At 67.8% G+C, this 19,806-nt stretch carries 30 protein-coding genes; 8 read left to right on the forward strand and 22 right to left on the reverse strand.

The features are described 5' to 3' along the window. Positions 1 to 13: 13 nt before the first annotated feature. From E5A74_RS15650 to hisB, 8 genes are all read right to left on the reverse strand, one after another. Positions 14 to 391: a histidine triad nucleotide-binding protein gene (locus tag E5A74_RS15650; protein WP_135986564.1), complete on the reverse strand. Its 378-nt coding sequence runs from the start codon at positions 389 to 391 to the stop codon at positions 14 to 16. Further along, entirely contained in the window at positions 381 to 701 is a 321-nt protein-coding gene (locus tag E5A74_RS15655; RefSeq protein WP_135986565.1) for a phosphoribosyl-ATP diphosphatase, read from the reverse strand. The genes E5A74_RS15650 and E5A74_RS15655 overlap by 11 nt, the downstream gene beginning before the upstream one ends. A 32-nt stretch (positions 702 to 733) precedes the next feature. Then, complete coding sequence (locus E5A74_RS15660; RefSeq protein WP_135986566.1) at positions 734 to 925, reverse strand: hypothetical protein; 192 nt, start codon at positions 923 to 925, stop codon at positions 734 to 736. 120 nt (positions 926 to 1,045) lie between these two features. Further along, the gene (gene hisF, locus E5A74_RS15665; RefSeq protein ID WP_135986567.1) at positions 1,046 to 1,807 is read right to left on the reverse strand and encodes an imidazole glycerol phosphate synthase subunit HisF; all 762 of its coding nucleotides are present in this window, start codon (positions 1,805 to 1,807) and stop codon (positions 1,046 to 1,048) included. Positions 1,808 to 1,946: 139 nt separating this feature from the next. Continuing rightward, positions 1,947 to 2,678, reverse strand: a complete 732-nt coding sequence (hisA, locus tag E5A74_RS15670; protein WP_135986568.1) for a 1-(5-phosphoribosyl)-5-[(5-phosphoribosylamino)methylideneamino]imidazole-4-carboxamide isomerase — start codon at positions 2,676 to 2,678, stop codon at positions 1,947 to 1,949. Then, positions 2,666 to 3,268, reverse strand: coding sequence for an imidazole glycerol phosphate synthase subunit HisH (gene hisH / locus E5A74_RS15675; RefSeq protein WP_135986569.1), 603 nt, complete (start codon positions 3,266 to 3,268; stop codon positions 2,666 to 2,668). The genes hisA and hisH overlap by 13 nt, the downstream gene beginning before the upstream one ends. Further along, positions 3,265 to 3,549 (reverse strand): YciI family protein, encoded by a 285-nt coding sequence (locus tag E5A74_RS15680; protein ID WP_135986570.1) that lies wholly within the window; start codon positions 3,547 to 3,549, stop codon positions 3,265 to 3,267. The genes hisH and E5A74_RS15680 overlap by 4 nt, the downstream gene beginning before the upstream one ends. Further along, on the reverse strand, positions 3,549 to 4,136 hold the full coding sequence (gene hisB, locus E5A74_RS15685; RefSeq protein WP_135986571.1) for an imidazoleglycerol-phosphate dehydratase HisB: 588 nt from the start codon (positions 4,134 to 4,136) through the stop codon (positions 3,549 to 3,551). The genes E5A74_RS15680 and hisB overlap by 1 nt, the downstream gene beginning before the upstream one ends. 100 nt (positions 4,137 to 4,236) lie before the next feature. On the opposite strand from hisB, the gene E5A74_RS15690 reads away from it, so the two are divergent. The 4 genes from E5A74_RS15690 (at position 4,237) to gmk (ending at position 7,421) form a co-directional block, all read left to right on the forward strand. Beyond that, on the forward strand, positions 4,237 to 4,719 hold the full coding sequence (locus tag E5A74_RS15690; protein ID WP_135986572.1) for an SspB family protein: 483 nt from the start codon (positions 4,237 to 4,239) through the stop codon (positions 4,717 to 4,719). Positions 4,720 to 4,910: 191 nt separating this feature from the next. Further along, a complete protein-coding gene (gene fumC / locus E5A74_RS15695) occupies positions 4,911 to 6,302 on the forward strand; it encodes a class II fumarate hydratase (protein ID WP_135986573.1) in 1,392 nt (463 codons plus the stop codon). A gap of 211 nt (positions 6,303 to 6,513) precedes the next feature. After that, positions 6,514 to 6,708: a hypothetical protein gene (locus E5A74_RS15705; protein WP_166745633.1), complete on the forward strand. Its 195-nt coding sequence runs from the start codon at positions 6,514 to 6,516 to the stop codon at positions 6,706 to 6,708. A 62-nt stretch (positions 6,709 to 6,770) separates the two neighbouring features. Beyond that, complete coding sequence (gene gmk / locus E5A74_RS15710; RefSeq protein ID WP_135986575.1) at positions 6,771 to 7,421, forward strand: guanylate kinase; 651 nt, start codon at positions 6,771 to 6,773, stop codon at positions 7,419 to 7,421. A gap of 29 nt (positions 7,422 to 7,450) precedes the next feature. On the opposite strand, the gene E5A74_RS15715 is transcribed toward gmk, so the two are convergent. The 12 genes from E5A74_RS15715 to E5A74_RS15770 form a co-directional block, all read right to left on the reverse strand. Next, entirely contained in the window at positions 7,451 to 7,792 is a 342-nt protein-coding gene (locus E5A74_RS15715) for a hypothetical protein (protein ID WP_135986576.1), read from the reverse strand. A 161-nt stretch (positions 7,793 to 7,953) separates the two neighbouring features. Continuing rightward, positions 7,954 to 8,364, reverse strand: a complete 411-nt coding sequence (locus tag E5A74_RS15720; RefSeq protein WP_135986714.1) for a hypothetical protein — start codon at positions 8,362 to 8,364, stop codon at positions 7,954 to 7,956. After that, positions 8,351 to 9,472 (reverse strand): DNA/RNA non-specific endonuclease, encoded by a 1,122-nt coding sequence (locus tag E5A74_RS21270; RefSeq protein ID WP_240699843.1) that lies wholly within the window; start codon positions 9,470 to 9,472, stop codon positions 8,351 to 8,353. Before E5A74_RS21270 ends, E5A74_RS15720 begins: the two co-directional genes overlap by 14 nt. A gap of 126 nt (positions 9,473 to 9,598) precedes the next feature. Continuing rightward, the gene (locus E5A74_RS15730; protein WP_135986577.1) at positions 9,599 to 10,279 is read right to left on the reverse strand and encodes an ATP12 family chaperone protein; all 681 of its coding nucleotides are present in this window, start codon (positions 10,277 to 10,279) and stop codon (positions 9,599 to 9,601) included. Continuing rightward, positions 10,276 to 10,497: a hypothetical protein gene (locus E5A74_RS15735; protein ID WP_135986578.1), complete on the reverse strand. Its 222-nt coding sequence runs from the start codon at positions 10,495 to 10,497 to the stop codon at positions 10,276 to 10,278. Before E5A74_RS15735 ends, E5A74_RS15730 begins: the two co-directional genes overlap by 4 nt. Continuing rightward, positions 10,494 to 11,153, reverse strand: coding sequence for an HAD-IA family hydrolase (locus tag E5A74_RS15740; protein WP_135986579.1), 660 nt, complete (start codon positions 11,151 to 11,153; stop codon positions 10,494 to 10,496). The genes E5A74_RS15735 and E5A74_RS15740 overlap by 4 nt, the downstream gene beginning before the upstream one ends. Continuing rightward, positions 11,150 to 11,497, reverse strand: a complete 348-nt coding sequence (locus E5A74_RS15745; RefSeq protein ID WP_135986580.1) for a hypothetical protein — start codon at positions 11,495 to 11,497, stop codon at positions 11,150 to 11,152. Before E5A74_RS15745 ends, E5A74_RS15740 begins: the two co-directional genes overlap by 4 nt. Then, positions 11,494 to 12,096, reverse strand: coding sequence for an FMN-binding negative transcriptional regulator (locus tag E5A74_RS15750; RefSeq protein WP_135986581.1), 603 nt, complete (start codon positions 12,094 to 12,096; stop codon positions 11,494 to 11,496). Before E5A74_RS15750 ends, E5A74_RS15745 begins: the two co-directional genes overlap by 4 nt. A gap of 1 nt (position 12,097) precedes the next feature. Beyond that, a complete protein-coding gene (locus E5A74_RS15755) occupies positions 12,098 to 13,192 on the reverse strand; it encodes an RluA family pseudouridine synthase (protein ID WP_135986582.1) in 1,095 nt (364 codons plus the stop codon). Then, positions 13,189 to 13,566 (reverse strand): fluoride efflux transporter CrcB, encoded by a 378-nt coding sequence (gene crcB / locus E5A74_RS15760; RefSeq protein WP_135986583.1) that lies wholly within the window; start codon positions 13,564 to 13,566, stop codon positions 13,189 to 13,191. The genes E5A74_RS15755 and crcB overlap by 4 nt, the downstream gene beginning before the upstream one ends. A gap of 55 nt (positions 13,567 to 13,621) precedes the next feature. Beyond that, the gene (locus E5A74_RS15765) at positions 13,622 to 13,948 is read right to left on the reverse strand and encodes a hypothetical protein (protein ID WP_135986584.1); all 327 of its coding nucleotides are present in this window, start codon (positions 13,946 to 13,948) and stop codon (positions 13,622 to 13,624) included. A gap of 8 nt (positions 13,949 to 13,956) precedes the next feature. After that, complete coding sequence (locus E5A74_RS15770; RefSeq protein WP_135986585.1) at positions 13,957 to 14,694, reverse strand: hypothetical protein; 738 nt, start codon at positions 14,692 to 14,694, stop codon at positions 13,957 to 13,959. A 119-nt stretch (positions 14,695 to 14,813) separates the two neighbouring features. Between E5A74_RS15770 and E5A74_RS15775 the strand changes: the two genes are divergently transcribed. After that, positions 14,814 to 15,041, forward strand: a complete 228-nt coding sequence (locus tag E5A74_RS15775; protein WP_135986586.1) for a hypothetical protein — start codon at positions 14,814 to 14,816, stop codon at positions 15,039 to 15,041. Positions 15,042 to 15,129: 88 nt separating this feature from the next. Here E5A74_RS15775 and E5A74_RS15780 read toward each other — a convergent pair whose 3' ends face one another. Both E5A74_RS15780 and E5A74_RS15785 read right to left on the reverse strand, forming a co-directional pair. Further along, positions 15,130 to 15,672: a glycine zipper 2TM domain-containing protein gene (locus E5A74_RS15780; RefSeq protein WP_240699844.1), complete on the reverse strand. Its 543-nt coding sequence runs from the start codon at positions 15,670 to 15,672 to the stop codon at positions 15,130 to 15,132. Positions 15,673 to 15,782: 110 nt separating this feature from the next. Continuing rightward, a complete protein-coding gene (locus tag E5A74_RS15785; protein ID WP_135986587.1) occupies positions 15,783 to 16,607 on the reverse strand; it encodes a class I mannose-6-phosphate isomerase in 825 nt (274 codons plus the stop codon). A gap of 162 nt (positions 16,608 to 16,769) precedes the next feature. On the opposite strand from E5A74_RS15785, the gene E5A74_RS15790 reads away from it, so the two are divergent. The 3 genes from E5A74_RS15790 (at position 16,770) to E5A74_RS15800 (ending at position 19,792) form a co-directional block, all read left to right on the forward strand. After that, positions 16,770 to 17,579, forward strand: a complete 810-nt coding sequence (locus E5A74_RS15790; protein ID WP_135986588.1) for an outer membrane protein assembly factor BamD — start codon at positions 16,770 to 16,772, stop codon at positions 17,577 to 17,579. 50 nt (positions 17,580 to 17,629) lie between these two features. Next, on the forward strand, positions 17,630 to 19,291 hold the full coding sequence (gene recN, locus E5A74_RS15795) for a DNA repair protein RecN (protein WP_135986589.1): 1,662 nt from the start codon (positions 17,630 to 17,632) through the stop codon (positions 19,289 to 19,291). 135 nt (positions 19,292 to 19,426) lie between these two features. Beyond that, entirely contained in the window at positions 19,427 to 19,792 is a 366-nt protein-coding gene (locus E5A74_RS15800) for a hypothetical protein (protein ID WP_135986590.1), read from the forward strand. Positions 19,793 to 19,806: the final 14 nt, after the last annotated feature.

The raw sequence follows: 19,806 nt of genomic DNA on the forward strand, positions 1-19,806 counted from the left end.
TTAGTGCAGCGGCTCAGCGCGCCAGCATCGGCCCGAGTGGCCGCCCGGCGAAGATATGAACATGAAGATGCGGCACCTCCTGGTGCGCATCCTGGCCGATATTGGCGAGCAGCCGATAGCCGGTTGCGACCATCCCCGCCGCACGCGCGACATGGCCGACCGCGCGGACGAATCCGGCGATCTCGGCATCGCCGGCCCGGGCCGCGAAATCGTCCCACGAGACATAGGGGCCCTTGGGAATCACGAGGATGTGCTGCGGCGCCTGCGGATTGATGTCGTGGAAAGCGAGGGCGTGATCGTCCTCGTAGACCTTGTTCGCCGGGATCTCGCCGCGCAGGATCTTCGCGAAGATGTTCTGGTCGTCATAGGGCAGGGTGGCGTCAATCGGCATGGCGGCTGGCCTTCTCGTCGATGCCCGACACGCCTTCGCGCCGGGCGAGTTCGGCGCGCACGTCGTCGAGGCCGAGCCCCGCATCGGCGAGCAGCACCGCAAGGTGGAAGAGCAGATCGGCCGCCTCGCTGACGATCCCGGCCCTGTCGTCCTGGATCGCGGCGATCACCGTCTCGGTGGCCTCCTCGCCGAGCTTCTGCGCGATCTTGGCGCGGCCCTTCGCGGTCAGCTTTGCGACATAGGAGCTTGCCGGATCGCCGGTGCGGCGTTCGCGGATCACGGCTTCGAGCGCGTCGAGGGTATCTGCCATGCCGCCCCGGCTGCGGGAGCGACGCGCGGCTGTCAATCCTTGGGCGTGTCGCGGCGGAACCGCGCGCGCAGCCGGCTGCGCACGAACCAGATGGCGAAGGCGGCGCAGGCGAAGAGCGCAAGATCGGACAATTCGGGCATGGCGCGCGCGCCGGCGACGCCGCTGTGCGGCGCGGCGGCGAGCGCGGGGCTGGCGATCAGCAGGGCGAGTGCGATGCGGAGCATGGGTTGGATGTAGCTTCAGCGGGTTTGAGAAGCGTTAAGTGCTCCTGCGAAAGCAGGAGCCCCGGGGCCCCATGCGATACCCTTCGAGTCTCTGGGCTCCTGCTTTCGCAGGAGCACGAGTCAGGACCGCACCGGAATCCCCGCCGCCGCCAGCGCGGCATGCGCGTCGGCGATGCTCGCCTCGCCGAAATGGAAGATCGACGCGGCCAGCACCGCGCTGGCATGGCCGTCGCGGATGCCAGCGACGAGGTCGTCGAGCTTGCCGACGCCGCCCGACGCCACCACCGGCACGGTCACCCGGTCGGCGATCGTGCGGATCAGGTCGAGGTCGTAGCCGTCGCGGGTGCCGTCGCGGTCCATCGAGGTGACGAGCAGCTCGCCCGCGCCGAGCGCGGCGAGCCGCAGCGCATGTTCCACCGCGTCGATCCCGGTCTCGCGGCGTCCGCCATGGGTGAAGACTTCCCAGCGCCCCTCGGCCACCCGGCGCGCGTCGACCGAGGCGACGACGCACTGGCTACCCATCCGCTCGGCGATCTCGCTGACGACCTCGGGCCGCGACACCGCGGCGGAATTGACCGCGACCTTGTCCGCCCCGGCGAGCAGCAACGCGCGCGCGTCGTCGACGCCGCGTACCCCGCCGCCGACGGTGAGCGGCATGAAGCACACCTCGGCGGTGCGGCGCACCACGTCGAGGATCGTGCCGCGCGCCTCGTGGCTGGCGGTGATGTCGAGGAAGCAGAGCTCGTCGGCGCCCGCGGCGTCATAGGCGCGTGCCTGCTCGACCGGATCGCCGGCGTCGATAAGATCGACGAAGTTGACGCCCTTGACGACGCGGCCGTTCGCCACGTCGAGACAGGGGATCACGCGTGCGCGAACGCTCATAGATCCTCCCCGGTACGGGGAGGGGGACCAAGACGCGCAGCGGCTTGGTGGAGGGGGCTATACGCGAGCGAGTCCGTCGTGGCGAACCCCCTCCACCATGCCTGCGGCATGGTCCCCCTCCCCGTACCGGGGAGGATCTTCATCGCGCCACCCCGATCGCCTCGGCCAGATCGAGCCGCCCGTCGTATAGCGCGCGGCCGGTGATCACGCCCTCGACGCCATCGGCCACATGGCTCTTCAGTGCATGGATGTCGCCGATATCGGTAACGCCGCCGCTGGCGATCACCGGGATCGACACCGCGCGCGCCAGCGCCACGGTCGCCTCGACGTTGCAGCCCTTGAGCAGCCCGTCGCGGCCGACATCGGTGAACAGCAGCGCCGCGACGCCGGCATCCTCGAACCGCCGCGCGAGATCGACCATCGACACGTCCGAGACATCGGCCCAGCCATGCGTCGCGACCATGCCGTCGCGCGCGTCGACCGCGACGACGATCCGCCCGGGATTGCTGCGCGCCGCCTCGCGGACGAGTTCGGGATTCTCGAGCGCCGCGGTGCCGATCACCACGCGCTCGACGCCGAGATCGAGCCAGCGCTCGACCGACTCGCGCTTGCGAATCCCGCCGCCCAGCTGGACCTTGCCGCCGAACCGCCCGAGGATCCCGGCTACCGCGGCGCCGTTGACCGACTCGCCCGCGAACGCACCGTCGAGATCGACGACGTGGAGCCATTCGGCGCCGGCGTGCGCGAACGTCTCGGCCTGCGCGGCGGGATCGTCGCCATAGACGGTGGCGCGGTCCATGTCGCCCTCGGCAAGCCGCACGACCTGCCCGGCCTTCAAATCGATGGCGGGGAAGACGATCAGGGCCGCCATGTCAAAAACCTCTCCAGCAGCGCGATGCCGTAGCGCTGGCTCTTCTCGGGGTGGAACTGGACGCCGGCCAGATTGTCGCGGCCGATCGCCGCGGTGACCGGGCCGCCATGTTCGGTGGTCGCCAGCAGCGCATCGCCCTCGAAGGCGAAGCTGTGCAGGAAATAAGCCTCGCCGGCTTCGATCAGCGGATGGTCGACCGCGGGAATCACGTCGTTCCAGCCCATGTGCGGCACGCGGACGCCGGGGGAGGGCGGCAGCTGCCGCACCGTGCCCGCAATCCAGCCGAGCCCCGCATGCGTGCCCAGCTCCTCGCCGGCATCGGCCATCAGCTGCATGCCGACGCACACGCCCAGAAACGGCGCGCCGTCTCCGAGCACGCGCTGGCCGAGCGCCTCGACCATCCCGTCGATCGCGCGCAATCCGCTGGCGCAGGCGGCGAAGGCGCCGACGCCGGGCAGCACGATGCGATCGGCTTTGGCGACCGCGTCGGGATCGGCGGTGATCGCAAGGCCCTCGGCGCCCGCCGCCTTGAGCGCGTTATGGACCGAATGGAGATTGCCCGCACCATAATCGATCAGCGCGACGCTCATCCTGCCAGCGCTTCCAGCCCCGGTGCGGTCATCGTCGGAGTGAATTCGGACAGTGCATAATCGGCGACGCCGTGCACTGCGAACGGATCGGCGGCGAGCAGCGCCTCGACCTCGGCGCGCGCGCCGCGCAGCAGCAGCACCCCGCCGGTCGGCGGGGTCTGCCGGCCCGAGGCGAGCATGCTCCCGTCGGCATAGCGTTCGCGCAGCCATTCGATATGCGCCGGGCGGTGGAGGTCCACCGTCTCGAGCGGCGCCTTGTAGGTCAGGATCGCGACGATCATCAGAGCACGCCCTTGGTGCTGGGGATGGCGTCCGCCTTGCGCGGATCGATCTCGATCGCCTCGCGCAGCGCCCGGGCGAGGCCCTTGAACGCGGCTTCGGCGATATGGTGGTTGTTGCCGCCGTACAGCGTCTCGACGTGCAGCGTCACGCCCGCGGTCTGGGCGAAGCTGTGGAACCAGTGCTCGAACATCTCGGTGTCCATCTCGCCGAGCCGCTTCTGGCTGAACTCGGTCTTCCAGACGAGGAAGGGCCGACCCGAAATGTCGATCGCGACGCGCGCCAGTGTCTCGTCCATCGGCGACAGCGCGTCGGCATAACGGCGGATGCCCTTCTTGTCGCCGAGCGCCTTTGCGATCGCCTCGCCGATCGCGAGCCCGGTATCCTCGACAGTGTGGTGCTGGTCGATGTGCAGGTCGCCGACGGTCTTCACCTCCATGTCGATCAGCGAATGCCGGCTCAATTGCTCGAGCATGTGATCGAAGAAGCCGATCCCGGTCGAGACGGTGTAGCTGCCGGTCCCGTCGAGGTTGACGGTGACGTCGACCGAGGTTTCGCTGGTCTTGCGGCTGATCGTGGCGGTGCGCATGCCGCCCCCATAGCGCCCGCGCGCGTTCAGGCAAAATAGGCTTGCTTGGCCCCAAGCAGCATACGCTTGACCCGGCGGCGTGAAGCGCTACCCAAGGCCTATGACCGGTCAAGTGCCCGATAGCCTGATTCCCTATGACGAGATCGTGCAGGAAGCGCTGCGCGCCGTGGTCGGGCGCGTGCTGGGCTCGGTCGCCGCGACTCAGGCGCTGCCCGGCGCGCACCATTTCTACATCACCTTCAAGACGCACGCGCCCGGCGTCGAGATTCCCCAGCGGCTGATCGAGCGTTTCCCGGACGAGATGACGATCGTCCTCCAGCACCGCTTCTGGGATCTGAAGGTCGACGACGAGAAATTCTCGGTCGGCCTCAGCTTCAATCAGGTCCCTGCGATCCTCAACATCCCCTTCTCGGCGATCACCGGCTTCCACGATCCGGCGGTCAATTTCGAGCTGCGCTTCCAGGCGCAGGACGTGCCCGAGGGCCCCGAGCCGCACGAGGAGGCCGAGAATGACGGCCCCACGATCAAGCCGGCCGACGACGGCTCGAACGTCGTCTCGGTGGACTTCAAGCGGAAGAAATAGTCCGCACGCACAGTAAAGCGTCATCCCGGCCGAAGTGCCGGGATCCACTGTGCCGATAACGAAACCCTCGAACCGCTTTCTTCTCGTGAGCCGACCGGTGGACCCCGGCACAAGGCCGGGGTGACGGATGGGGTTGGCGAACTGCCGCACTTCCCTCTAGAGCGCCCGCAAAACGCTCCCCGGAGGATCCCGTGACCAACACCCGCACCGAAACCGATTCGATCGGCGCCATCGAAGTCCCCGCCGATGCCTATTGGGGGGCGCAGACGCAGCGCTCGATCGAGAATTTCCCGTTCGGCGCGATGGAGCGGATGCCGCTCGGCATCGTCCACGCCCAGGCGATCGTGAAGCAGGCCGCGGCGCGGGTGAACCGCAAGCACGGGCTCGACGCCAGGGTGGTCGATGCGATCGAGGCGGCGGCGCAGGAGATCGTCGCGGGCAAGCTCGACGATCAGTTCCCGCTGGTGATCTGGCAGACCGGCAGCGGCACCCAGACCAATATGAACGTCAACGAAGTGATCGCCGGGCGCGCCAACGAAGTGCTGACCGGCAACAAGGGCGGCAAGGCGCCGGTCCACCCCAACGACCATGTCAACATGAGCCAGTCGTCGAACGACAGCTTCCCGACCGCGCTCCACGTCGCCACCGCGATCGCCACCCGTGACGCGCTGATCCCGGCGCTCGAGCAGCTGACCGCCTCGCTCGCCGCCAAGGCCGAAGCCTGGGATCACATCGTCAAGATCGGCCGCACCCATACCCAGGATGCGACGCCGCTGACGCTCGGCCAAGAATTCTCCGGCTATGCCGCGCAGCTCGTCAGCTGCAAGGCGCGGATCGAAGGTGCGCTCGACGGCAATATCCGCAAGCTCGCGATCGGCGGCACTGCCGTCGGCACCGGTCTCAACGCGCCGGCAGGCTGGGCCGAGGACATGACCGCGGCGATCAGCGACATCGCCGGCACCCGGTTCGAGAGCGCGCCGAACAAGTTCGAGCAGCTCGCCGCCAAGGACGGCCTCGTCTTCTTTTCGGGCGCGCTCAACACGCTGGCGGTGGCGCTCAACAAGATCGCCAACGACATCCGCTTCCTCGGCTCGGGCCCGCGCTCGGGTCTCGGCGAGCTGTCGCTGCCGGCCAACGAGCCGGGCAGCTCGATCATGCCGGGCAAGGTCAACCCCACCCAGTGCGAATCGCTGACGATGGTCGCGGCGCAGGTGATCGGCAACCACCAGGCGGTCACCGTCGGCGGCATGCAGGGGCATTTCGAGCTCAACGTGTTCATGCCGCTGATCGGCGCCAACGTGCTGCGCTCGATCAACCTGCTCAGCGTCGGCATGGTGAGCTTCGCCGAGCGCTGCGTCGACGGCACCGAGGCCAACGAGAAGCAGATCGCCGACCTGGTCGGCCGCTCGCTGATGCTGGTGACTGCGCTCGCGCCGGTGATCGGCTATGACAATTCGGCCAAGATCGCCAAATACGCCCATGAGAAGGGGCTGACGCTCAAGCAGGCCGGGCTCGAGCTCGGCCTCGTCGACGAGGCGACCTTCGATCAGTATGTGAAGCCCGAGACGATGATCGGGCGGTAAAAGTTCCTCCCCGGAACGGGGAGGGGGACCATGCGAAGCATGGTGGAGGGGGCTCGCCGCCTGGCGGGCCCTTTTCGTTTGACCGACGCACGCGCGGCCCGCCCCCTCCACCACGCCGCTGCGCGACGCGGTCCCTCTCCCTTGCAGGGAGGGGAACAAGTTTTGGATTCAACCGCTTACCCCCCGAATCACCAACGACGAAGGGACTCCCATGATCGGCGACGCAATCGCAGGCTGGATCGGCAACCGCATCGATCGGCGCGACGGCGAGGGCGGCACGCTCGGCGCGCTCGCCGGGGTGCTGGCGTGGAAGGCGACCAAGCGCGTCGTCCCCACCGCGATCGCGCTCGGCGTCGTCGCTTATGGCGTCCACAAGCTCCAGCAGCGCCGTAGCGCCCCGGCCTGACCCGATCCCTGACTCGACCGCTCTGACTTGACGGGGGGCGGGTCGGCACGCCAGTAGCGCCCATGCCCCATCGTACCGAGAACGACCCGCACAAGTTCCGCCGCCGCGGCGTCCTCTATGTCCTGTCCTCGCCTTCGGGCGCGGGCAAGTCGACGATCGCGCGCAAATTGCTCGCCGCGGATCCGTTCCTCGAGATGTCGGTGTCGTACACGACGCGCCCGATTCGCCCGGGCGAGGTCGACGGCGTCGACTATCATTTCGTCGATCTCGAGAAATTCCGCGAGATGGTGTCGAACAACGAGTTCCTCGAATGGGCGCACGTGTTCGATCATCGCTACGGCACCCCGCGCGAGGGCGTGAACAAGATCCTCGCCTCGGGCCGCGACGTGCTGTTCGACATCGACTGGCAGGGCGCGCAGCAGCTGTTCCAGCTCGCCGGCGGCGACGTCGTCCGCGTCTTCATCCTGCCGCCGTCGTTCAAGGAACTGCACGAGCGCCTGCTCAAGCGCGCCACCGATTCGGTCGAAGTGATCGACGCCCGCATGGCCCGCTCGGCGGCCGAGGTCAGCCACTGGGACGGCTATGACTATGTGCTGGTCAACGACGATGTCGAACGCTGCTTTGAGTCGGTCCACACCGTGCTCAAGGCGGAGCGGTTGCGGCGTTCACGGCAGACGGGGCTGATCGGCTTCATCCGGGGGCTGAACAAGTAGCGCGATCGACGGCGCGGCCGCGCCGAAGATTACTTCAGAAGCGGTAGAATCTCCGCGTCGAGAAACTTCAGCCGACTGTCGAGCAAGGCCGCATTGGCAGGTGTCGCCGGTACGTTGACCGGGATCAGATCGGCAACCGACGCGCCCTCGCGCGCCGCCTGAACCCATTCCTCCATTGCGCCGATATAGCCATCGAGCGCCTCATAGGGATTCCTCGCGTCTTTGCAGGTAATATATGCGGGCAGGATGTCTCCGACGATGTCCCATGCCCAGTGATCGACATCGTCGCGGCCGGGCTCGATTTCGAACAGAAAGATCGAGAATATCCCGTCGAAGTGGGCGCCTAAAACTCCGATCTGATACTCCCCCATTCGGAAGAGCGAATGAAAGACCTCGCTTCGTGTAGCGATTTCTCAAGATGGCTGCTCAAGCCAAGGTCGATTTCACGCACAGAAGTGACTGTGCCTGAATCGGGAAAAATGTGAGCGCGCCCGTCCATGCCGTTCGCTATAGTGCGCTAAATTCAGCACGTTCAAATATCGAAGACATCGTCGTCCTCGTCAGGCGGATATATGATCGGCTTATCGCCGAAATGTTTGACTACGATCCGCCGTCGACGGTCGAGAGGTTCCTCCGTCGGATCAATTTCCTCCGGATAGACGAAAGTCGCGTCGAAGCGGCCGTTGCGGACGATATATTCTATTTCGGCCCAACGATTTGGGCCTTGCTGCGCATCCCACAGGTCCAGCAACGCGTCGCCTAACCGATTGAGATCGGGGTCGCGATAGAGGATGTGATTTCCGCGGTCCTTGAAGATTGACGGGGCGACTGATGCTCGTTCCACTTCGGCATGAAGAAGCGTGTCATCAAGAGGATATTCGGTATCCTCTGCCAGCAATTGCCCAATCAGATTAAGTAATTCGGCTGTTCTATCCTCTTGCATCTTCGGCACCCTCCGACCCGTTAGGGAATTTTCGGCTCTTTCGCTCACCGTTAATCCAGAACCAGATGTTGAGCGCGGATGGCCGGTGCGACGACCCCTCATAGACAGGTACAATCTTGACCCGCACACTCTTGCCGGCGCGTTTTGCCCGTGCCCACTCCTCTTCCAGCCTGGAATAGCCGCTACGATTGAAGTTGCGGTCCTGCGCGAAGTGATTGAAGGCTTCGGTAGGACCGTTGAACCGGCGGGCGATATAGTGCCCACCTTCGTCACTGGCGCGCCTGTCAGCCCCTCCCGCGGCGCGTTGCGCCTTTTTCGACCGGCGCTGATCGAGCTTGAAAGTGATTTCGCCTGATACTCGTCGAGTTCGGCTTTGCTCGTCGATCTCATAGAGATATCCATTGCGTGTAGCCTGCCGCCATCGACCCGGCGACTGCGCGCCGTGCGCTTTAGCCGGTTTCGCCGGCGTCTGGTCGGCTTGCGTTGCCGGCCACACTTCGGAGCTGCTCGCGCCCCCGCCGCCGCCACTGAACCCGCCGTCACCGCCAGAACGGCCATCCTGTCTCTGCGGACGGGTAGCGGCAGGCGGGTTTGCCCAGCTCCCGGTCGCACCACCGCCACCGAAGCCGCCCCCTCCACCGGGAAAGCCGGCTCCTGCTCCTCGGCCGGTATCTTCGGCCGAAGCCGGGGTGGCCAGACGATCGGGCTGGTCTGCGACTTTCGCACTGTCGCGCAGCGGGTTGGCGAGTTCGCGCAGATAACGGCGGTACTGCTCTTCAATGGCGCGCCGATAGCCGGGTTTTCGGCCATGCTTGGCCAGCTCCGCGGCCTTCCAGCGCTCCACATCATCCGGAGTCGATACGGGTGGAAGGCGAGAATCTGGAACATATTCAATTTTGCGGGTGCTTTGCGACGGGGCATTGCGCCGTCCCGTGTCGCCCGGACCATAAGATTGGCCAGCACCGCGGAACGTGAATCGGCCATCCTGCGGATCGTGCCATGGATTGAACTTGACCTCGCGCCCACCGCAACCGTCCGGCGACGGCCATCGTCCCGTGCGCATCCAGACGCTGAAATCGCGCCGACGCTGCCCTGCCGACATGTCCATGAATCACCCCCGCTTCGCCGAGGGTGAGAACATTTGAGCAACATTTTCCGACAAGTCAACGGCCGGCGGGCCGGATTCTCACGAGATCATGGAAGTTGCATCGAGAATGGAGCGGTTTAGTCGACCCTAAACCAACCCCAAAAACCGCACCCCCGCATCGAACTCCGCCCGCCGCGCCTCGCGCGCCTGCGTCGCCAGCGAATCCTCGCCCCACAACTCCGCCTGCCAGTCCTCGTCGACATGCGCGGCCTGCCATACGGCGTCCGCCGTCGCGGCGCCCTCGACCAGCGCCAGCGCGGCGACCAGCGAGCCGCTGATCGTTACCACCGGCGAGAGCCCGGCGAGGCGGAACGCGTCGAGCGCGGCGACCGCTTCGCCCAGCCGCGCGAGCGTCGCCTCGGGCTGGGCGCGGTGCATCACCCCGGTCACCGGCTCGAAATGGACGTCATAGCGCTGGCGGGCCCAATCGAGCAGCGGATCCCAGGAAGCGGCCTGGCGCGCGACCAAAGGCGCGGGATCGTCGGCGCGATAATAGAGCAAGTCGCTCTCGCCATAGGCGGCCAGCCCCGCGGCGAAGCCGGCGGGATCGGGCGCGATCCGGTCGATCGCGGCATTGGCGAGCCCGGTCAGCGGCATCGCGCGCGGATCGAGCGACTCGCCCACCGCGCGCCATTCGTCGGCGACCGCCTCGGCCAGCGCAGCGGTCGGCAGCACCAGCGGCGCGCGGCCGGGGGTGCGCACCGGCTTGCCGTCGAGCGCGATGCCGCCCTCCGGCGTGACCGTCACTTGCTTCCAGAATCGCTTCACGATTGCTTCGGCGTCCGCCAGCGGCGCGCCATCGCGCGCGGCACCACCGCCATGAAATACAGCGCCGAGAGCAGGATTGCGCCGCCCAGCACGCTGCCTTCCCAGCTGTTCGATCGTCCGGCGATGAGCAGCCCGAGCACCGCCCCGGCGGTGGCGAGCATGTTGACTCCGACGATCAGGAAATAGCGCTTCTGCGCAAGGCGATCGGCGTCGGTCATAAGGCCTCCAGCTGCGCGGGCAGCGCAGTGGCATGCGCCACGACATGGTGCGCGCCCGCATCGCGCAATTCATGCATGGTGTGGTAGCCCCATGCAACACCTATGGCGTGTACGCCCGCCGCGCGCGCCATCGCCATGTCGAAGCTGGTGTCGCCGATCATCGCGGTGGTCCCGGGCGCGGCGCCGGCCTCGGCCATCGCGGTCTCGATCATCGAGGGGTGCGGCTTGGAGGGGTGGCGGTCGGCGGTCTGCAGCGTGACGAAGCGGTGCGTCAGCCCGTGATGCGCGAGGATCAGCCCGAGCCCGCGATCGGATTTGCCGGTGGCGACGCCGAGCATCCAGCCATTCGCGGCGAGCGTCTCGATCGCCTCGGCGACGCCGTCGAACAGGGGTTCGGGATCGAGCCCGCCGCTGTGGCGCATCGCATGGAAGGCGCGCTTGTAATCCTCGGCCATCGTCTCGTGCTGGCGCGCCTCGGCCTCGGGCAGCAATTGCGCGATCGCGGGGACGAGGCTCAGCCCGACGATCCGCCGGATCGCCTCGCGCGGCGGCGGATCGAGCTTCGAGATCGCGAAGCATTCCTCCATCGCGCGACAGATATTGGCCTGGCTGTCGACGAGCGTCCCGTCGCAATCGAAGAGCGCGAGGCGGTTCATCGCATCCCGTCCTTCTGCGGGTGGCGGCAATAGGGGGTGCGATTCCCGGCGCTGGGGCGCAGTCGGGACAGCTCCTCATAGAGCGCCTCGATCGCCGCGCGGCTGGCGACCCCGCCATTGGTTTCGATATCGGCGAGGGCGCCATCGCGGAATTTCAGCGTCGAGGGGTCGATCACGCTGCCGTTGGAAGCGATGATCACCAGCGTCTTTTTGTCGGGCGGGCTCCCGCGCAACAGCAGCGCGCGTTCGCCATTGGCGTAGCGGCATTGCACATAGCGGGCATCGGGGTCGAAATGACCGCCATAGACGGCCTGAACCAGCGCGAGGATGGGTAACGGGTTCATTCGGGATTGCGCATCCAGTGCGCGATCGCGCGGCGGCCCTGCGCCTCGAGCGCGTCGGCGGCGGCGAGGCGCGCGGACTCGGGCTTGTTCTGGCCGAGCTTGCGCGTGCCGCGCCATGCCTGCACCTCGAGCCGGAAGCCGATGATCGCGCCGAGCATCTTCTCGACCTTGGCCGGGTCGGTCTTGGCGCGGGTCCATTCGGGCTTGGGCGCGAGCCGGCGCTCCTGCTCGTGGCTGAGCGCGTCGACCTGCGCGACGAGCGCGTCGCGTTCCATCCGCACCATCCGGCCTTCGAGCTCGACCGCGACGTAATTCCACGTCGGCACTTCGTCGGGGCCCATGCCGTACCAGTCGGGGCTGACATAGGCGTCGGGGCCGTGCGCGGTGAACAGCGCGGTCGCCCCGTCGAGATGGCGCGCGATGCCGTTGCCGCGCGCGACGTGCAGCCCGAGCGTCGATTCGTCGAGCCACACCACGGGGATATGCGCGACGCGCGGGCCGTCGGGCGTCGCAGCGAACAGCGCGCCGAAGCCGAGCTGGCCGACAAAGGCGCGCATCGCCTCCCGGTCTTCCCAGCGGAACGTCGGATTGGGATGCATCTCAGTCCCTCTGGCCGCGGCCGCGCCGCTCACCCCGCCGTTCCTTGCGCACGCTCTTGGCGTGCGCGCGCGCCTGCGACTTTTTCTGCTCGCGAGTCATCGGGGGGCGATCGTCGAGTGCGTCGGTGTTGCCGAGCGCCAAGTCGAAGCCGAGCGTGTGCATCGATTCGGAAAAATGCTTCGGCAGCTCGGCGGTGACGTCGATCTTGCCGCCATCGGGATGATCGATGCGGATGCGCCGGGCGTGGAGGTGCATCTTGCGCGAGATCCCGCCGGTCAGGAACGCTTCCTGCAGGCCATATTTGCCGTCGCCGACGATCGGATGGCCGATCGCCGCCATATGGACGCGCAGCTGGTGGGTGCGCCCGGTGAGGGGCTGGAGCTCGACCCAGGCGGTGCGGTTGCCGGCCTGCTCGATCACCCGGTATCGCGTGCGGCTCGGCGAGCCCTCCTTCATGTCGACCTGCATCTTCTCGCCGCCGGTCCCCGGCTGCTTGCCGATCGGCAACTCGATCAGCCCGTCCTCGATCTCGGGCACGCCCATGACGAGCGCCCAATAGAGCTTGCGCGCGCTGCGCCCCGAGAAATGCTTCGCGAAATAGGCCGCGGCACGCGCGGTGCGCGCAAGCAGCAGCGCGCCCGACGTGTCCTTGTCGAGCCGGTGGACCAGCTTGGGGCGCGCTTCGGCCTCGAACTGGAGCGCGTCGAGCAGCCCGTCGACGTGCTCGTGCGTCTTGGTGCCGCCCTGCGTCGCGAGGCCGGGCGGCTTGTTGATCACGATCGCCTGCGCGTCCTTGTGGATCACCAGCTCCTGCGCGAACGCGATCTGGTCCTCGCTCAGCTTCGGCCGGACGATCCTGGGCTTGGCCGCGCCCGGCTTCACCGGCTCGGCCGGGGGCACGCGGATCACCTGGCCCGTAGCGACGCGGTCGCCCGGATCGGCGCGTGCGCCGTCGACGCGCAGCTGGCCGGTGCGCGCCCAGCGCGAGACGATGTTGAAGCTGGTGTCGGGCAGATGCCGCTTGAACCAGCGATCGAGCCGGATGCCGTCGTCATCGGCGCCGACGGTGAACTGACGGACGTCGCTGCCGCTCATGCCACGGCCCTCGCAACGTTCAGCCCCAGCGCCAGCGCGACCACCGCGCCGACCACCGAGGCGAGGACATAGCCGAGCGCGATCGCCCAGTCGCCGCGCTCGAGCATCAGCATGACGTCGAGCGAGAAGGCCGAGAAGGTGGTGAAGCCGCCGAGCACGCCGACGCCGAGCAGCAGCCGCCACGGCTCGCCCTGTTCACCGAAGCGCAGGAGCCCGCCGGCGAGCAGGCCCATCAGCAGTCCGCCGATCAGGTTCACGGCGAGCGTGCCCCAGGGGAAGTTCGGGCCGAGCAGGGCGAGCGTCGCCCTTCCGACGAGATGCCGGCCGCCGGCGCCGAACGCACCGCCGAGCATGACGAGAAGAAGATTGGGCATGGAGCGCCGGTAGCGCGGATTCGGAGCGAGGGGAACCGTGGAGGCGTTCGAGCTCTCAGTGCCAGCCGCTCAAGGACGTCAATGCGCGGTACAACAGGGCGGGGATCGCCGCGAAGGAGATCGCCCACGACCAGGCCGACCAGGCGTCCGCCTTGCCCTGGATCGCGCGCACCGTCCCCGAAACGACATTGTACAACGCCGGCCCCGCGAACAGCGCGATGAACACGAACCCGAAAAGCTCCGCCGGAAAGCGCAGGGCGGCGAGCAGCAACCCGAGCGGCGCGGCGGCGAGCAGCACCAGAACGGTCCCGACGGGGGTTGCCGCGAGCGAGATCGCGCCGATCCAGAACAGGCACAGCAACAGGAAGACGAAGAGGCGCATGATGCGCGTCAGATGCCGTTGTTGGCGATCAGGTCGATATCGGTACCGCCGTCGCGGCGCGCGGTGAGGAACAGCACATAGGCGCCGTCGTCGCGGTTGCGGGTGCCGCCGAGGATGTGCTGCGCGCCGTCGCGCTGATGCTCGGCGCTGTACCCGGCGCGCACCGCCCTGGTGTAATACCAGTCGAGCAGCGCATCGAGCGGCTGCGCGGCCGAGAAGCTCACCACGCGCAGCGCGCATTTGCCGCTCTCTGCGCCTGCCGCCTCGTTGACCCGCGCCTGCGGATAGAGCGGCAGGTCGGCGGGCAGCCGCTGCGCCCAGCGCGCCGAATATTGCAGCGCCCCGGCGCAGCCCTTGATCCGCGCATTGGGCTGGCGCGCGGCGATCCCGCCGAGCGTCACGGCGTCGCGCGCCACCGCGCATTGCGGGCAATCCTTGCCGCTGGTCGGCGCAGGCGCCTTCAACAGGCCCGTGGTGTCGACCTTGGCGCCATTGGTGGCGACGGCGTCATCGGGGATGCCGCCCGAACCCGGCTGGGCGGGCGGGCGGATCGCGTCGCCATTGGCCTGACGGCCGAGCTGCGGATCGACCATGATCTCGTCCTGCAGCGCCCCGGTCACCGCCGGATCGGCGGCGTTGCCGAGCTCGGCGTCGCTCATCACGTTGTTGCCGGTGTCCGCGCCGCCGCAGCCGGCGAGCGCCAGCGGCAGGAAGACGAACAGAATGAAACCGATGGTGCGGACCATTGCCCGAGACGCTCCTATGGACGTTCCGGTCATGCCCGAGCAAGGTTAAGGAAGCCTTGGGAAAGCTGCACCATGCGTTTTAGCTTGCCAACACACCTGGCGACCCCCATCTCTGCGTCATGCTGAACCTGGTCTCGATCCTGATCGGCCTGATCGCGGTGCCTTTCGCGCTGGTCGGCGTGATTCCGTTTCCGTTGGTTCCGATGCTCAACTGGGTGGCGTTTCCGATCGCGCTGTTCGGAGCGGTGATCGGCATGCTGTCGGGCAGCAACACCGGGCGGAACCTCAATTTCCTCGTCCTGCTGGTCAGCGGCGTCAGGCTCTTCCTCACCGGCGGGCTGATCTAGGCCGGCTGCCCGCCGCGCGGGCTGATCGCCCATGCGAAAAGGCCCGACGCCGAAGCGCCGGGCCCCTCTCGCCTGCGTGGCAGAGATCTTAGCGGCAGCGCACGTTGCCGCGATCGACCGACGAACCGATCGCCGCGCCGGCTGCTGCGCCGAGCAGCGTGCCGAGGGTGGCGTTGCGGCCATTCGACAGCGCGTTGCCGAACAGGCCACCGGCGACGCCACCGACGATCAGGCCGGTCGTGCCGTCGTTGCGACGGCAATAATAGCGGCCGTCATTGCCGCGATAGACGCGGTCGTTGCGGCTCAGGCGGCGCTCGCGATAATAGCGGCCGTCGCGATAATATTGATCGGCATAATAGCTGCGCTCGCCCGGGGGCAGGCGGTTATAGTCGTAGTTGCGATAGCGGCGCCAGTCGCGACGCCATTCGCGATTGTCCTGACGCTGGGCGTTGGCGATGTCGCGGCGGCAATCGCGCAGCTCGCGGCGATATTCGCGGCGACTGTCGGAATTGCGCAGGTCGTGTCGGCAATCGGCACGCGCCTCGCGGGTATTGCTATTGTAGCTCTGGGCGGCGGCGGGCATTGCCGAGAAGGCGATGACGGCAGCGGCCGTGGCGAACATGATCCGCATGGGACAGCTCCTGATTGTTGCGGGTGCAGTCAGAACGTCGCACTCCCCTAGGGGTTGCGTGAACCTAAAACTACAAGCCGTTCATCTTGCTGGAAAAGCGCTTTCCCGCTTCAGATCCGTCGATCGCCCGGATAGGCGAAGAGCAAATCGCTGCCCGCCTCGGCATGGAGTTCGCCGGTGCCCTCCAGCGTCACGCATTCGCCGGCATGGAACGCCACGCCGTCGACCACGCCTTCGCCCGCCAGCGGGATCAGCCAGCCGGTCACGCCATCGGGCAGCGTGAAGGCCCGGCGTCCGCCTTCCCAGCGCTCGAGCACGAATTTGGGGCCTTCGACGAGGATCGTGCGGTCGTCGGCCACCTTGCCGGGCATCGGATGCGGCACATAGGGCACCGGGTCGGACACCGCGACGCCGTCGTCGAGATGCAGCTCGCGCGGCCGGCCATAATCATAGAGCCGATAGGTGGTCTCGCTGTTCTGCTGGACCTCGACCAGCGTGATGCCGGCGCCGATCGCGTGCACCGTGCCCGACGCCGAATAATAGAAATCGCCCGCCTTCACCGGCTTCCAGTCGAGCAGTTCCTCGATCGATCCGTCGAGCGCCGCGGCGCGCAGCGTCTCGCGATCCACCGGGCGCCTGGTGCCCAGCGCGATCGTCGAATCGGGCTCGGCGGCAAGGATCACCCAGCATTCGTCCTTGCCGCGCGGCAGGCCCTTGGCCTGGGCCTGGGCGTCGTCGGGATGGACCTGCACCGACAATTTCTCGCTGGTGAACAGATATTTGATCAGCAGGTCGGGCGCGGCGTTGCCCGGCGTCTGAAACCAGATCTCGCCCACCGGCTCCTGATCGGGCGCGGGATCGGCAAAGCCGGGCCACAGGCTGTGGCGTCCCCAGGGTTTTTCGACCCGGTGCGTGGCGAGAAGCGTCGCAGTCACTCAATTCCCTCCCGATGCGGATGCGCGAGACCTGCGCAACGCGCGCGCGTGCACAAAAGGTCCCGTACGGACGCGCCGCTAATGGTCGGGTTCGGCGCCGGACACAATCGCGCCGCGAAAAGGATTGTTTGACGCCACTACGCTCGGCTAAGACCCCCGTCCATGCGTACTCCCTTTGCTCGCGCGCTCGCGCTCGCCCTTGTTCCGGTGCTCGCCTTCTCGGTCGCAGGCTGCGCCAAGCGTGGCGCGAAAACCGACCTGCCTTATGTCGCGCGCGACGTCGGCACGCTCTATTCGGCGGCCCGGCAGCGACTCGACCAGCATCAGTACAAGCTCGCCGCCGCGCTGTTCGACGAGGTCGAGCGCCAGCATCCCTATTCGGTCTGGGCGCGCCGCGCACAGCTGATGGGCGCGTTCAGCTATTATCTGAACCAGGATTATTCGGAGGCAATCGCCTCGGCGCAGCGCTTCCTCGCGGTGCACCCGGGCAATCGCGACGCGCCCTATGCCTATTATCTGATCGGCCTCAGCTATTACGAGCAGATCGCCGACGTCACCCGCGATCAGAAGATCACTCAGCAGGCGCTCGATTCGCTCGGCGAGCTGACCCGCCGCTATCCCAACACCCGCTACGCCGCCGATGCGCGCCTCAAGATCGATCTCGTCCGCGATCACCTCGCCGGCAAGGAGATGGAGATCGGCCGCTTCTACGAAGGGCGCGGCCAGTGGCTCGCGGCGATGAACCGCTTCCGCAACGTCGTCGACAACTATCAGATGACCACGCACGTGCCCGAGGCGCTGCTGCGCCTCACCGAGAGCTATCTCGCGCTCGGCGTTCCCGGCGAGGCGCAGAAGGCCGCGGCGGTGCTCGGCGCCAATTATCCGGGCACCGACTGGTACAAGCGCGCCTATGATCTGATGCAGAAGAATCAGGACAAGCTCGCCAAGGCGCAGACCCCCGCCGCGAGCTGATGCTCGCGCCGGCTTCCGTTCCTCGTCCGTTCCTGCAATAGGGAAGGCGCATGCTGACGGCGCTTTCCATCCGCGATGTGGTGCTGATCGAGGCGCTCGACCTCGAATTCGGCACGGGCCTCGGCGTGCTGACCGGCGAGACCGGGGCGGGCAAGTCGATCCTGCTCGATGCGCTCGGGCTCGCGCTCGGCGCGCGCGGCGAGAGCGGGCTGGTGCGGCAGGGAGCGGCGCAGGCGGTGGTCACCGCCAGCTTCGAGACGCCGTCGCCCGATGGCGCGATCGCCAGCCTGATGGCGCAGAACGGGCTCGACCTTGAGCCCGGCGAGCCCTTGCTCGTCCGCCGCATCGTCAAGTCCGACGGTGGCAGCCGCGCCTTTGTCAACGACCAGCCGGCCTCGGCGGGGCTGCTTCGCGAGCTCGCGCCGCATCTCGTCGAGATCCACGGCCAGCACGATGATCGCGGGCTGCTCAATCCGCGCGGCCACCGCGCGCTGCTCGATAGCTTCGGGCGGCTCGATGCCGGGCCCGTCGCCGTGGCGCACCGCGCGTGGCGTCAGGCCGAGGATGCGCTCGCCGTCGCCCGCGCCGAGCAGGACGTCGCCGAGCGCGATCGCGAATGGCTGGAGCACGCCGTCGCCGAGCTCCGCGCGCTCGCACCCGAAGCCGGGGAGGAGGAGCGCCTCGCCGAACGGCGCGCGACGATGCAGCGTGGCGAGAAGGTCGCCGGCGAGCTCCAGTCGGTGGCGCAGCTGCTCGAAGGCTCGGAAGGCGGGCTCAGCCAGCTGCGCCAGGCCGCGCGCGTGCTCGAACGCATCGCCGACAGCCATGAAGCGCTCGCCGAGGCGCTGGCGGCGATCGATCGCGCGATCACCGAAGGCGCCGAGGCGCAGGACCGGATCGATTCGGCGGCCGACGCGCTCGCCTTCGATCCCGCCGCGCTCGAAGCCGACGAGGCGCGGCTGTTCGAGCTGCGCGGCGTCGCGCGCAAGCACCGCATCCAGCCCGACGAATTGTCCGCGCTGCTCGACGAGCTCGCCGGCCGGCTCGAACGCGTCGAGAGCGGCGGTGCCGGGATCGCCCGGCTCGCGCTCGCGGTCGAGGAGACTCATCGCCACTATCGCGAGGCGGCGCGTGCCCTGTCGGCGGCGCGGACCGAGGCGGCGGCGCGACTCGACGCCGTGGTCGAGACCGAGCTCAAGCCGCTCAAGCTCGACGCCGCGCGCTTCCGCACCGTGGTCGAGCCGCTCGATGCGGGCCAATGGTCGGTCTCAGGGATGGACCGGGTCGAGTTCGCGGTCTCGACCAACCCGGGCGCACCGTTCGCGCCGCTGATCAAGATCGCCAGCGGCGGCGAGCTCTCGCGCTTCATCCTCGCGCTCAAGGTCGCGCTTGCCGAGGAAGGCGGCGCGCGCACATTGATCTTCGACGAGATCGATCGCGGCGTCGGCGGCGCGGTGGCGAGCGCGATCGGTGAGCGGCTCGCCCGCCTGTCGTCAAGCGCGCAGGTGCTCGTCGTCACGCACAGCCCGCAGGTCGCCGCGCGCGGGGCCCAGCATCTGCTCATCGCCAAGAGCCATGACGGCATCGTCACGCGCACCGGCGTCACCCCGCTCGACGCCGGCCAGCGCCGCGAGGAGATCGCGCGGATGCTCTCGGGCGCCGAAATCACCCCCGAGGCACGCGCCCAGGCCGAGCGCCTGCTCGCCGCCTGAACGCCCGTTCAGGATCGTTTCGATCCTGCGACAAATCGCGACACAAAAGGACGAGCCGTGGGACACTCCCGCGACACGGGCGTTTCATAACGCCCTTCGACCGCAGCCGCGGTCCTGTTGCAAAAGGAGAGTAACATGAAGAAGTTCTCGCTCGTTCTTGCCGGCCTCGGCATTGCCGCCGCGGCTGTTCCGGCCAGCGCCTTCGCCGCGCCGGCGCCGCTCGCCGCCAGCTACCAGGCCGGCTGGCAGAACATCAACGCGCGTCAGGCGCGGCTCGAGGCCCGGATCAATCAGGGCATCCGCTCGGGTGCGCTCAGCCGCGCGGAAGCGACCCGGCTGCGGGCGCAGTTCCGCGACCTCAATCGTCTCGAGGCCCGCTATCGCGCCAGCCGTCCGGGTCTGACCCTCGCCGAGCGTCGCGACCTCGATCGCCGCTTCGATGCGCTCTCGGCGCGGATCCAGGTCGAGAAGCATGATCGCAACGGTCGCCGTGGCCGATAAGCGTTCTCAATCCT

It is taken from the genome of Sphingomonas naasensis (genome assembly GCF_004792695.1).
GTDB lineage: Bacteria > Pseudomonadota > Alphaproteobacteria > Sphingomonadales > Sphingomonadaceae > Sphingomonas > Sphingomonas naasensis.